Origin of the sequence: Chryseobacterium camelliae (assembly GCF_030818575.1) — a bacterium.
GTDB lineage: Bacteria > Bacteroidota > Bacteroidia > Flavobacteriales > Weeksellaceae > Chryseobacterium > Chryseobacterium camelliae_A.
In genome coordinates this window covers 4,084,694-4,098,426 of sequence record NZ_JAUTAL010000001.1, presented here as the reverse complement: position 1 = coordinate 4,098,426, position 13,733 = coordinate 4,084,694, and the positions used below count along the sequence as shown (strand labels likewise).

Below are 13,733 nucleotides of genomic sequence, written 5' to 3'. Positions count from 1 at the left end.
TCATGATGATTAAAATACAAGCAGAAGCCAATGTTCCTACAGAATATGGCACTTTCCGTATGCTTGCCTTCTCTGAAAATGAAAATGACTGGATGCCTCATATGGCTATTATTGCTGAAAATACAGATTTCACAAAACCTGTAAACGTACGCTTTCATTCCGAATGCATCACAGGAGAAGTATTTCATTCCAAAAAATGCGAATGTGGCCAGCAGCTGGATGCTGCCATGAAATATATCCATGAGCACGGCGGAGTTATCGTTTATCTTCGCCAGGAAGGAAGAAACATAGGCATTATCAATAAGCTTAAAGCTTACTCATTGCAGGAACAGGGCTTCGATACGGTTGAGGCCAACCTTAAGCTGGGTCTTCCTGCCGATGACAGGAATTTTGCCGTAGCAATTGAAATATTGAATATCCTGGGCGTTAAAGAAGTAAATCTTCTTACAAACAATCCTGAAAAGGTAAAATATGTAACAGAAAGCAATATTCTTCTTCATTCCAGAATCCCGTTACGGATTCCGGCTAATGAGATTAGTGAGGGATATCTGAAAACAAAAAAAGATTATTTCGGTCACCTGCTGGATGACAATGATAATTAATATTAATCAAGAAGAATTAAAATATAAAGCAAAAGCTCCGGAATGTAAATTCCGGAGCTTTTTTAATTATAAAAAACTGAAAAGATATATCGTTGTTAGTTAACTTTTATTTTAACTACTTTAGATTCATCAATATGATAAAACTTGATCACGCTGTTATAATCGTTATAATCCAGCTGTGAGTTTTTACCTGCATTAGCCGGTACCAATACAATTCTGAAATTCTGATTGATCAGATATTTATTCGCTTCGGCTGAAGTCATTGTTGATTGATCAAAATTAGCCTGCGTTGTAATATCTACATTCTGAGAATTGAAGATAAAGTTATAATCCAATTCTCTGTTATTCGATAAATAAAAAGTTTTGGGTAATAACTGCCAGATGGCTGAAGAACTTGTGTTTGAGTTTATATTTCTGTATACCAATACCACATCGGTGTTCAGGATATTCAACCCCTGAGAGATGGTATATCCACCTGAACTGGAAAATGTTCCGGTAATGTCTTTCATCTGTGCGATAGTGTCATTATCCTGAGTCTGTACAGGATCATCATTATTATCGCAACTATACACAAAGAAACTGATGAAAGCCAGTAAGAATAGAGGGATTAATTTTTTCATTGCAAAAAAGTTTAATTATTATTGATATGGCATATTCAAAACATATACCAAAAAACTTAAAAACATATGTAACCTGATTTTTTAATTGTATTTTTGTTCTTATTCGATCATTATGAAGAATTCTGCAGGTACTTTATTTTTTCTTTTTTTACTGATTACTATCCGAGTATCTTCACAATACACGCCGAAAAATATCTCTAAGACAGAGATGGACAAGGCACACCAATGGGTTGATGCTACGTATCGTTCTCTTTCCCAAGATGAAAAGCTTGGACAGCTTTTTATTGTTGCTTTGTACACCAATAAAGATGAAAACCATATCAGCCAGGTAAGAAACATTGTTATCAATGATAAAATCGGAGGGCTGATCCTGATGCAGGATGATGCAGTACGGGAAATCAGCCTTGTAAATGAATTCCAACAGAAATCCAGAATCCCTCTTATGATCGGCATGGATGCAGAATGGGGTATATACCAGAGGATTGCTGCTGCTCATAAATTTCCATGGGCTATGACGTTAGGGGCTATTCAGGATAAAAGCCTGATCTATAGTATGGCTTCAAAAATAGCTGAAGACTGCCGCAGAATGGGAATAAACTGGGATTTTGCTCCGGTGGTGGATGTGAATACCAATCCAGACAATCCGATCATCGGTAACCGTAGCTTCGGCTCGGATGTTAATAATGTTATCAGTTCAGCATTGCCTTACGCGAGCGGCCTTCAGGATCATCAGGTCTTAGCCGCTATCAAACACTTTCCCGGACACGGAGATACCAGTACAGATTCCCATCTGGATCTTCCGGTGGTTTCCCATTCCTTAGAGCGGCTGAATACCGTTGAACTGGCCCCTTTTAAAGCTTTAATGAATAAGGGCATTGGCGGTGTAATGGTAGCCCATTTGTATGTTCCCAGCCTTGAATCAGGAAAAGGAATTCCGGCCTCTATTTCTAAAAGTATTGTAACGGGCATCCTGAAACAACAGTTGGGATATAAAGGCCTTATTATTACCGATGCTCTGAACATGGGTGCTGTGGCCAACAAATATAAACCTGGTGAATTGGATGCCTTAGCATTTGGGGCCGGTAATGATATTATGCTCTTTTCCCAAGGCGTTGCCGAAGGAAAAAGGCTCATTCAGAAAGCTATTGATAATGGGGAAATCCCGCAATCCCGGGTGGAGGAAAGTGTCAAGAAAATTCTCCTGACCAAATATTTCCTGGACCTTTCCCGGTACACTCCGGTGAATCCTGAAAATATCAACCATGACCTGAATAATGATTCACACAGACTACTGGTACAGAATTTATATTCTAACGCTCTTACACTTTTGAAAGACGAAAAAAAACTGCTCCCGATTGCCAGCAAGCAGGTGTATTACGTTCCGCTGGAAGAAGCTCCTTACCAGACTTTTGTGCAGGAGATGGGCTCTTCCGTCATTGTAAAAAGAGCCGATGAAATCAATTCTATTCCAGCGCATTCAACGGTTATGGTAGGATTCCATAAGGATAATTCCACCGCTTACAAACCGTACAAAATATCAGCAGAATCTAAAAGGATTTTAGCGGAGCTCAGCAAAAACCATCCGGTTATCCTAAATGTTTTCGGAAGTCCGTATGCATTGAAAGATATCGATCTTTCAAAGGTTTCCACTGTTCTGGTCTCTTATGAAAACAATGATGATTCCATGACCGCTACTGCAAGAGCTCTTAAGGGAGTGACAAAGATATCAGGTAGGCTGCCGGTATTGGTAAATGACAGGCTAGAAGCAGGCCTTGGAATAGATTTGCAGCCAACGCAACCAGTATCGGCATTCGGTAAAACTACATTTACAACATCAAAACAACTATAAATTCATGAAAATAGGCATACTTTGCTATCCCACCTACGGAGGAAGCGGAATTGTAGCTACAGAACTGGGAATGTCACTCGCCAACAAAGGCTATGAAGTACATTTCATAAGCTCTGCCCTTCCTGCCCGGCTGGATATCACTAACCCCAATATTTTTTTCCACCGGGTCAATGTTCAGACTTATCCGCTTTTTCAGTATCAGCCCTATGATATCGCATTAAGCTCCATGATCTACCGTGTGGTTAATCTGTACAAGCTGGACCTCCTGCATGCCCATTATGCCATTCCTTATGCTTATGCAGCATTTACAGCCAAGCAGATGCTCAAGGAGGATGATAATGACATTCCATTGGTAACTACGCTCCACGGGACCGATATTACCCTTGTAGGACAACATCCGAGCTATAAGCATGCTGTGGAATTTTCCATCAACCAGTCGGATGCCATTACTTCAGTTTCCGAAAGCCTGAAAAAAGATACGCTACAGTTTTTCAATATTAAAAAAGATATTCAGGTGATTACCAATTTTATTGATAATTCTGAATTTGACGGGCATTCTGATTGCCAAAGAAGCCAGTTTGCCAATCCGGATGAAAAGATACTTATCCATGTATCCAACCTGCGTCCTGTTAAGCGGATCAGTGAAGTACTCCAGATTTTCAAAAGTGTTCAGAAAAAGGTCAAATCCAGGCTGATCATTATTGGAGAAGGCCCTGATATGGAAAAAGTGAACCAGTTTCTGGAAGAAAATCCGGAACTGATTTCTAAAATCCGTCTTCTTGGTAAAGTGAATGACCTGTATAGAATTCTCCAGCTTTCAGATGTATTTTTGCTGCCATCCGAGCAGGAAAGTTTTGGATTAGCTGCCCTGGAAGCGATGGCTGCCTATACGCCGGTAATCAGCTCCAATGCTGGTGGAATTCCTGAAGTAAATATTCAGGGAGAAACAGGATATTTGGCGGAAATCGGTAATGTGGAAGCCATGAGCAACTACACCATCAAGCTGTTGAGTAATGATGACCTTTTAGCCAAAATGAAGCAAAATGCGAAAGAACAGGCCATAAAGTTTGATCTGAAAAACATTCTTCCTATCTATGAAGAAATGTATAGAACAACCATAGAAAATTTCAGAAAGGAGTTGACCAAAGCATAGCATTTTGCTATATTTGTGTTACACTCATGACGGAAAAATTACTTCAATATCTTTGGAACCATAAGGTTTTCAGACATTTTGACTTCAAGGATATTGAAGGAAATCCCGTTGATATCATCAGTTTCGGAACTTGGAATTCAGATTCCGGGCCGGATTTTCTGAATGCTAAAATTAAATTCGGGAATATTACACTCGCCGGCCATGTCGAACTGCACATTAAATCTTCAGACTGGATCTTCCACCAGCATTCCCAGGATCCTAACTATAAAAATATCATTCTGCATGCTGTCCTCCATCATGATACTGACATACAAGAGCTCAGAAACAATAATATCCCTACTCTTGAGCTTAAGAATTACATTGATGATGAGATCGTAAGGAAATATTCGCAACAACTTAACGGAAAGCAATTCATAGCCTGTGAGAATATTTTAAGTGCAAAGGATATCCCGGTAAATTTCCATGATGAAAATATACTGAAAAAGCTGCAGAAAAAGGCCGAGGAAGCTGAGGTCAGCCTGGAGCGCTACAAAAATAATTTTGAAGCAATACTATTCCATAACCTGGCTTATTCTTTCGGGCTGAAGGTAAATGCGGCTGTTTTCAGGACTATAGCTGAAAGCGTAGATTTTTCTGTCATTCAGAAGATCCGGCAGAACAGGATGCAGATGGAAGCCCTGCTGTTTGGTATTGCAGGATGGCTGGATCGGCCTAAGGATGAAATGATGCACACCTGGAGAAGAGAATTTGACTTTCTAAAGGTTAAATTTAAAATTCCTGAAATTGTATTCCGCCCAAAATTCCTGCGCTTACGTCCACCTAATTTTCCTACCATCCGTTTATCACAACTGGCCAGTCTCTACGGACAGCAGAACTTGTTTTCAAAACTGATCTTTACAGATCAGGTGAATCCCATTTATGATTTACTTTCTTCAGTAAAGGCATCAGACTACTGGGATACCCAGTTTAATTTTGCCAAACCCACAGAGATTACATATCCTAAAACACTAAGCGATGAATTTATAAACCTAATTATACTGAATACCATACTTCCGCTAAAATATATCTACAACAGATATCATCATGAAGAAACGGCAGATCAAATCCTAACATTATACCATCAGTTACCTGCTGAAAATAATTCGGTTATAGAACAGTGGAAAAAGCTAGGTGTACCGGTGCATACCGCTCTGGAAAGCCAAAGCCTTATTTTTCATTATAAAAATTATTGTGAAGAAAAAAATTGCTTAAATTGCAGTATCGGATTTAAACTGTTAAAAGGATTGTAGAAATGCTTGATAATATTCGTCATAAAATGGAAAGAGAATGGTTCGGAGTATTAACGAGGACCGGTGCTAAACTGGGCATCCCAGTCTCTAAACTCAGAGTATTTTTTATTTATTCCACTTTTGCCACTGCCGGTTTTTTTTTCCTGATCTATGTAGGACTGGCCTTTACATTATGGATTAAAGATATTTTCATTACCAGAAGACCAGGTGTTTTTGATTTATAAGTATGGAATTTTTGCATGTCACTTCTCCCGATGATTACCGGGCAAAAAAAATTTACGAATCCTATTCTTCCTCATTTCCTGAAGATGAGCGAAGAGACTGGTATAAATTTGTCAGCCTTTTCCCGCATCCCACAGTTAAAGTAATATCCGTACTGCACGAAACCGATAATGTCGGCTACCTGATTTTATGGGAGCTGAGTAATTTTGTTTTTGTGGAACACTTTGAAGTTTTCTCTGAATTCAGAAACCAGAAATTAGGCTCTAAAATCACAGATTACCTATTCAAGAACCATCCGAGGATTATCCTTGAAATTGAGCCTGAAAGCCTGGGAGAAGACGCTAAGCGGCGCTATTCTTTCTATCAGCGCAATGGCTTTAATCTTATTGATGAAATGTATGTACAGCCGAGCTACGGAGAAGGAAAAAAATCCCTCAACCTTTGGCTGCTGGCCAATTATATTCCTGCCAATGTTCAGGAAACCAAAGATGAGATTTATGATATTGTCTACCATTAGTATCTCATTGATAAAAGAGCAATCCCAGGACGGAAGTTTTGGGATTTTTTTTGTTTTAGGGTTTGAGTGAGATAGAGTTTGAGAGTCGGAGAGTGTTAGGGTCTTAGAGTTATTAGTTATGAGTTATGAGTAATAAGTAATGGGTAATAAGTATAGTGGGTGATTGTAGGATGTAGAAGAGGATTTTACTAACATCTTTCTATTTATTATTTATCTTTCTTAAATCATTCTTCTCAATTCAGGAAGTACAGACATCAATATCTATTTCTCCTGAATCCGGTTAACTACTATCTAACCTTCTCTTTAGATCATAGAGTAGAGTCCTGGTTCTTGACTCTTGATTCTTGTGTCTTGGCTCTTGGCTCTTTTGTCCTCCCTGACTTCAGGGCACAAAAAAACCTCACACATTGCTGTATGAGGTTTAAAAAAAACTGGCGGCGACCTACTCTCCCGCTTGTCGCAGTACCATCGGCGCTGGTGGGCTTAACTTCTGTGTTCGGAATGGGAACAGGTGAGCCCCACCGCTAAAACCACCCTAAAGGTTGTATATAGCTGTAGGCAGTAGGCTATAAGCATAAGGCTTACAGCATAAAGCATACTGCTTTTTATCGGTAAATTTCATCACAAAGGCAAAACCAGTAGCGCACTTATAAATACTTAAGCTAAGTTATGATAAGCATGATTGCTCATTACCTATTACTCATTACTTATGAATAGGCTATAAATCTACGGGTAATTAGTACTACTCGGCTATGCTGTTACCAACTTTACACCTGTAGCCTATCAACGTGGTCATCTCCCACGACCCTTAAAAGATGTCTCATCTTGAGGCGAGTTTCACACTTATATGCTTTCAGTGTTTATCTCTTCCAAACATAGCTACTCAGCGGTGCACCTGGCGGTACAACTGATACACCAGAGGTTTGTTCAATTCGGTCCTCTCGTACTAGAATCAAGCCCTCTCAAACATCTAACGCCCGCAATAGATAGAGACCGAACTGTCTCACGACGTTCTGAACCCAGCTCGCGTGCCACTTTAATGGGCGAACAGCCCAACCCTTGGGACCTTCTCCAGCCCCAGGATGTGACGAGCCGACATCGAGGTGCCGAACCTCCCCGTCGATGTGAGCTCATTGGGGGAGACTAGCCTGTTATCCCCGGAGTACCTTTTATCCTATGAGCGATGGCCCTTCCATACGGAACCACCGGATCACTATGTCCTGCTTTCGCACCTGATCGACTTGTTGGTCTCACAGTCAAGCACCCTTATGCCATTACACTCTACGCACGGTTACCAAGCGTGCTGAGGGTACCTTTGAAAGCCTCCGTTACTCTTTTGGAGGCGACCACCCCAGTCAAACTACCCACCACGCAATGTCCTTCTAAAAGAAGTTAGGCTCCAAGTAAGTAAAGGGTGGTATTTCAACGTTGGCTCCACAAACACTAGCGTGCCTGCTTCAAAGCCTCCCACCTATCCTACACATTACTTACTCAAAGTCAATACGAAGTTATAGTAAAGGTTCACAGGGTCTTTTCGTCCCATTGCGGGTAATCGGCATCTTCACCGATACTACAATTTCACCGAGCTCGTGGCTGAGACAGTGCCCAGATCGTTACACCATTCGTGCAGGTCGGAACTTACCCGACAAGGAATTTCGCTACCTTAGGACCGTTATAGTTACGGCCGCCGTTTACTGGGGCTTCAGTCAAACGCTTCGCTTACGCTAACGCCCTTCCTTAACCTTCCAGCACCGGGCAGGTGTCAGACCCTATACAGCATCTTTCGATTTAGCAGAGTCCTGTGTTTTTGATAAACAGTCGCCTGGGCCTCTTCACTGCGGCCAACATTGCTGTTGGCGTCTCTTCTTCCGAAGTTACGAGACTATTTTGCCTAGTTCCTTAGCCACGACTCACTCGAGCACCTTAGGATTCTCTCCTCGACCACCTGTGTCGGTTTTGGTACGGGTTGCTTCACTTCGGCTTTTCTTGGATCCAAGTTCACTACAGCAGCTTCGCCCGAAGGCTAGGCCTTGACTATTCCGTCAGTCTCCAGTAGCTACATTGAACCGTCCCCTTTTTAGTGTGAGCAAGTATGGGAATATTAACCCATTGTCCATCCACTACCCCTTTCGGGTTCGCGTTAGGTCCCGACTAACCCTCAGCTGATTAGCATGGCTGAGGAAACCTTAGTCTTTCGGTGAGGGGGTTTCTCGCCCCCTTTATCGTTACTTATGCCTACATTTTCTTTTCTATAAGCTCCACAATACCTCACGATACTGCTTCGGCGCCGATAGAATGCTCTCCTACCGATTAATTTAATTAATCCCATAGCTTCGGTAATATGCTTATGCCCGATTATTATCCATGCCGGACCGCTCGACTAGTGAGCTGTTACGCACTCTTTAAATGAATGGCTGCTTCCAAGCCAACATCCTAGCTGTCAATGCAGTCCAACCGCGTTGTTTCAACTTAGCATATATTTAGGGACCTTAGCTGTTGGTCTGGGTTCTTTCCCTTTCGGACATGGACCTTAGCACCCATGCCCTCACTGCCGTAGAACATTTATTAGCATTCGGAGTTTGTCAGGAATTGGTAGGCGATGAAACCCCCGCATCCAATCAGTAGCTCTACCTCTAATAAACTTATATACGACGCTGCACCTAAATGCATTTCGGAGAGTACGAGCTATCTCCCAGTTTGATTGGCCTTTCACCCCTACCCACAGGTCATCCGAAGACTTTTCAACGTCAACCGGTTCGGTCCTCCACTCTGTGTTACCAGAGCTTCAACCTGCCCATGGGTAGATCACAAGGTTTCGCGTCTAATCCTACTAACTATGCGCCCTATTCAGACTCGCTTTCGCTCCGGCTCCGGACCTTAAGTCCTTAACCTCGCTAGTAAAATTAACTCGTAGGCTCATTATGCAAAAGGCACGCCGTCACAGAATTAATCTGCTCCGACCGCTTGTAGGCGTACGGTTTCAGGTTCTATTTCACCCTTCTATTCGAAGTGCTTTTCACCTTTCCTTCACAGTACTTGTTCACTATCGGTCTTTCAGGAGTATTTAGCCTTGGAGGATGGTCCCCCCATATTCAGACAGGATTTCACGTGTCCCGCCATACTCATTTATCACTTATGTATGCCTTTCATATACGGGGCTATCACCCTCTATGGCTGTTCTTTCCAGAACATTCTATTAAACATATAAAAGCTTTTGGGCTAATCCGCTTTCGCTCGCCACTACTTACGGAATCTCTTCGATTTCTTTTCCTCCGGGTACTTAGATGTTTCAGTTCTCCGGGTTTGCTCCTCCTAAGAGGTGACATGTCTTCAACATGCCGGGTTGCCCCATTCGGACATCTCGGGATCAATTCGTGTGTGCCAATCCCCCGAGCTTTTCGCAGCTTACCACGTCCTTCTTCGCCTCTGAAAGCCTAGGCATCCGCCATACGCCCTTAACGATTTCTTTCCTATTTTTAGGTTACTCAAGCACTTATAAGTGCTCGGTTTTCTCTTTGTGATGTCTTTACCGTTAATGTCAATGATCTTTTTGCTTGTAATTAAGTAATCAAGTAATATGTATTAATGACGGCTCCGTCATTATGTAGAATACACATATCCTTTTATTACCCGCCTTACATTATACTCTTGTACTCACGTACTTCGTATAATCCGTGGAGAATAAGGGAGTCGAACCCTTGACCTCCTGCGTGCAAGGCAGGCGCTCTAGCCAGCTGAGCTAATTCCCCTCTAGTAGAAATTTTAAATTCTAGATTATAAATTTTAAATCAAACTTGCGTTATATTCTAAAATCTATAATTTATAATCTATAATTCCCTATAATTAGTAGTCTCGGGCAGGCTCGAACTGCCGACCTCTACATTATCAGTGTAGCGCTCTAACCAGCTGAGCTACGAGACTCTGTTATGAGTGATGATTGATCAGTAATAATTGATATTTTCATACCGCATTACCTTCTTTCATTTCTCAATCTCTTTCCCGTTACTAATTTCTAGTGGGTTTATATTTTATATAATAGGTAATTGATGGCTGATTAGTGATGTTTTCATCACTCATCGATTATCATTCATCTATTATATATAGCAACCAATAAAAAAACTAAAGCTTGAACTTTAAGTAAGTTCTTGTGTCATTAAGACACTAATTTTGTTTATCGTCCCGAAAGACGCTCTAAAATGAGATGTTCCAGCCGCACCTTCCGGTACGGCTACCTTGTTACGACTTAGCCCTAGTTACCTGTTTTACCCTAGGCAGCTCCTTTTACGGTCACCGACTTCAGGTACCCCAGACTTCCATGGCTTGACGGGCGGTGTGTACAAGGCCCGGGAACGTATTCACCGCGCCATGGCTGATGCGCGATTACTAGCGATTCCAGCTTCATAGAGTCGAGTTGCAGACTCCAATCCGAACTGAGACAGGCTTTCGAGATTCGCATCACATCGCTGTGTAGCTGCCCTCTGTACCTGCCATTGTATTACGTGTGTGGCCCAAGGCGTAAGGGCCGTGATGATTTGACGTCATCCCCACCTTCCTCTCTACTTGCGTAGGCAGTCTTACTAGAGTCCTCAACTTAATGGTAGCAACTAGTAACAGGGGTTGCGCTCGTTGCAGGACTTAACCTAACACCTCACGGCACGAGCTGACGACAACCATGCAGCACCTTGAAAATTGCCCGAAGGAAGGTCTATTTCTAAACCGATCAATTCCCATTTAAGCCTTGGTAAGGTTCCTCGCGTATCATCGAATTAAACCACATAATCCACCGCTTGTGCGGGCCCCCGTCAATTCCTTTGAGTTTCATTCTTGCGAACGTACTCCCCAGGTGGCTAACTTATCACTTTCGCTTAGTCTCTGAATCCGAAAACCCAAAAACGAGTTAGCATCGTTTACGGCGTGGACTACCAGGGTATCTAATCCTGTTCGCTCCCCACGCTTTCGTCCATCAGCGTCAGTTAAGACATAGTGACCTGCCTTCGCAATTGGTGTTCTAAGTAATATCTATGCATTTCACCGCTACACTACTTATTCCAGCCACTTCTACCTTACTCAAGACATGCAGTATCAATGGCAGTTTCACAGTTAAGCTGTGAGATTTCACCACTGACTTACACATCCGCCTACGGACCCTTTAAACCCAATAAATCCGGATAACGCTTGCACCCTCCGTATTACCGCGGCTGCTGGCACGGAGTTAGCCGGTGCTTATTCGTACAGTACCTTCAGCTACTCTCACGAGAGTAGGTTTATCCCTGTACAAAAGAAGTTTACAACCCATAGGGCCGTCGTCCTTCACGCGGGATGGCTGGATCAGGCGCTAACCCATTGTCCAATATTCCTCACTGCTGCCTCCCGTAGGAGTCTGGTCCGTGTCTCAGTACCAGTGTGGGGGATCACCCTCTCAGGCCCCCTAAAGATCATCGACTTGGTGAGCCGTTACCTCACCAACTATCTAATCTTGCGCGTGCCCATCTCTATCCACCGGAGTTTTCAATATCAATCCATGCGAATCAATATATTATGGGGTATTAATCTCCCTTTCGAAAGGCTATCCCCCAGATAAAGGCAGGTTGCACACGTGTTCCGCACCCGTACGCCGCTCTCTCTGTCCCGAAAGACAAATACCGCTCGGCTTGCATGTGTTAGGCCTCCCGCTAGCGTTCATCCTGAGCCAGGATCAAACTCTCCATTGTATGTTTGTCTTGACTCACTCAAAGTTTTTTAACGCTTTAGTTTTTTCCTTACTTGGTTGTTATATTGTATGTCAATGATCTTCATTTCTTCCGCTTTATACAAAACTACTTCTTTCTGTCAGTGTTTCATTCCGTATTTGCGAGTGCAAAAGTAAAACTTTATTTTTTAATGACCAAATGTTTTGAAAGAAATTTTAAAGTTTTTTTTCTTAACCTTAACCCGCTCTTAACACTCTATCAACCTACTCCTGCGCTCCCCGCAATTGGGGACTGCAAAGATACAAAACTTTTTATTCCCCGCAACTTTTTTCTGAAAAAGTTTTTAAAGTATAATCCGTTATACATGCACCTCTTTAAAGTAGTCCTAATAAAATGATACCGCTTATCTAAAAGCTCTTCTGCGCTACTGATCTACTCTCGTTTTCAGTGGGGCAAAGATAGAAACTACTAACTACATCTTCCAAATTTATTTAACATAAAGTTCATATTTATTTTACACTGTGGGAAAATAGAGCCCATAGAACACTGGAATACCATTACTTACAAAGAATAACATACTTATCCACATTGAGGCACTACACAGGTAATGAGTGATAAGTTATCAGTTATGAGTTATGAAAGATAAGTGATAAGCGATGAGTGATGAGTAATAGGTTGTAAGTCATAAGTAGTGGATAAGACAATGGACAAGTATTATGCACAGGTATTATGATTAAATGCCAGCAGACAATTATTAATTACTTATGAGTATAAAATAAAGAAAAGGCAATCCAGAATATTCTTAAAAGATGGAAAGTAGTAAAACTAAGAATCAATGGAAAAATAGATCCAGGAAAATAATAACTAATCAGAAAAAAGATATATCTAATATCCTACTATATACTGTAATCTAAAGAAACTATCTGTATATCCCAGCAATAAACTCGAATCACTTATCTCTTATGACTTACAACAATAGACCAAACTCAACTAATCTACTTCATATTCCAGCTTAATGGTAATGTTGGCTTCTTTTTCTTTGGAAGACGTATTGAACGTCCCGCCGTAGGAATAATCTTCATTGGAATTGGGAGCCGTAATCTGGATAACTCCTGTACTTGCTTTTTTGAGGTGCCCGAGGCTGCTTCCGGAATTTTCAGCAATTTTTTCTGCACGTTCACGGGCATCTTTGGTAGCCGCAGCAATCATTTCCTGCTTTACAGTAGCCAATTTCGTATAGAAATAGGAAGGTGAAGAAGAAGTAAACTCAATACCGCGGTTGATAATCTCTGTAATATTCCTTGACAGATTTTCGATTTTAGCTACTTCCTTACTTTCAATGGATACTTTCTGGGTCAGGTTATAACCGGAAAATTCTCCCTGCACATAATTTCCGTTGGCATCATTGTAACTCCTGAACTGCTTTTGAATATCGACAGATGAAAATACAATTTCATTCTGTTTGATCCCTTTTGAAACAAGATAATCGTTGATCACCTTTCTGTCAAGGGCAAGCTCGTCGTAAGCAGATTTTAAATCAATATTATTTTTTGAAAAGCTTCCTAACCAGGTAATCAGATCGGAAGTAAATTTTTTGGTGCCAAGTCCTGTGACGGAAATGGTATTTTCAGACTTGTTCCTGTTCTTTATCGCGCTGCCCAGAATAGCAAGCCCTATAATAAAGCCCAGTGATGCAATAGCAATAGAAATACTATTTTTATTCATAATTTGTGATCATTTATTATTGATATTGCAGCAATTTTTATTCCGTAATGAATGCTGTTGCTTTTC

At 41.5% G+C, this 13,733-nt stretch carries 8 protein-coding genes, 2 tRNA genes and 3 rRNA genes; 6 read left to right on the top strand and 7 right to left on the bottom strand.

What is annotated here, in order from left to right; genetic code table 11:
• Positions 1-5: 5 nt before the first annotated feature.
• A complete protein-coding gene (ribA, locus tag QE404_RS18880; RefSeq protein ID WP_307453431.1) occupies positions 6-602 on the top strand; it encodes a GTP cyclohydrolase II in 597 nt (198 codons plus the stop codon).
• A gap of 95 nt (positions 603-697) precedes the next feature.
• Here the strand turns inward: ribA and QE404_RS18875 are convergent, their stop codons facing one another.
• Positions 698-1,222, bottom strand: a complete 525-nt coding sequence (locus QE404_RS18875) for a hypothetical protein (protein ID WP_307453152.1) — start codon at positions 1,220-1,222, stop codon at positions 698-700.
• 112 nt (positions 1,223-1,334) lie between these two features.
• Here QE404_RS18875 and QE404_RS18870 point away from each other — a divergent pair, with 112 nt between their 5' ends.
• From QE404_RS18870 to QE404_RS18850, 5 genes are read left to right on the top strand one after another with little or no spacing between them, the layout of a single operon-like run.
• Positions 1,335-3,071, top strand: a complete 1,737-nt coding sequence (locus tag QE404_RS18870; RefSeq protein WP_307453149.1) for a glycoside hydrolase family 3 protein — start codon at positions 1,335-1,337, stop codon at positions 3,069-3,071.
• A gap of 4 nt (positions 3,072-3,075) precedes the next feature.
• Positions 3,076-4,224 (top strand): N-acetyl-alpha-D-glucosaminyl L-malate synthase BshA, encoded by a 1,149-nt coding sequence (gene bshA, locus QE404_RS18865; protein WP_307453148.1) that lies wholly within the window; start codon positions 3,076-3,078, stop codon positions 4,222-4,224.
• A gap of 26 nt (positions 4,225-4,250) precedes the next feature.
• A complete protein-coding gene (locus QE404_RS18860; RefSeq protein ID WP_307453146.1) occupies positions 4,251-5,513 on the top strand; it encodes a DUF2851 family protein in 1,263 nt (420 codons plus the stop codon).
• A gap of 2 nt (positions 5,514-5,515) precedes the next feature.
• Positions 5,516-5,737 (top strand): PspC family transcriptional regulator, encoded by a 222-nt coding sequence (locus QE404_RS18855; protein WP_294207438.1) that lies wholly within the window; start codon positions 5,516-5,518, stop codon positions 5,735-5,737.
• Positions 5,738-5,739: 2 nt separating this feature from the next.
• On the top strand, positions 5,740-6,252 hold the full coding sequence (locus QE404_RS18850; protein ID WP_307453144.1) for a GNAT family N-acetyltransferase: 513 nt from the start codon (positions 5,740-5,742) through the stop codon (positions 6,250-6,252).
• A 429-nt stretch (positions 6,253-6,681) separates the two neighbouring features.
• Here QE404_RS18850 and rrf read toward each other — a convergent pair.
• The 6 genes from rrf to QE404_RS18820 all read right to left on the bottom strand — a co-directional run bounded on the left by rrf (position 6,682) and on the right by QE404_RS18820 (position 13,667).
• Positions 6,682-6,790 (bottom strand): 5S ribosomal RNA (gene rrf, locus QE404_RS18845).
• A 178-nt stretch (positions 6,791-6,968) separates the two neighbouring features.
• Positions 6,969-9,721, bottom strand: a 23S ribosomal RNA gene (locus QE404_RS18840).
• 206 nt (positions 9,722-9,927) lie between these two features.
• A tRNA-Ala gene (locus QE404_RS18835) sits at positions 9,928-10,001 on the bottom strand.
• A gap of 98 nt (positions 10,002-10,099) precedes the next feature.
• A tRNA-Ile gene (locus tag QE404_RS18830) sits at positions 10,100-10,173 on the bottom strand.
• Positions 10,174-10,446: 273 nt separating this feature from the next.
• A 16S ribosomal RNA gene (locus QE404_RS18825) occupies positions 10,447-11,963 on the bottom strand.
• Together the 16S, 23S and 5S rRNA genes with 2 tRNA genes alongside form the textbook arrangement of a ribosomal RNA operon.
• A gap of 969 nt (positions 11,964-12,932) precedes the next feature.
• Positions 12,933-13,667 carry an SIMPL domain-containing protein gene (locus tag QE404_RS18820; RefSeq protein ID WP_307453142.1) on the bottom strand — a complete coding sequence of 245 codons (735 nt, stop codon included), beginning with the start codon at positions 13,665-13,667 and terminating at the stop codon, positions 12,933-12,935.
• Positions 13,668-13,733 lie beyond the last annotated feature (66 nt).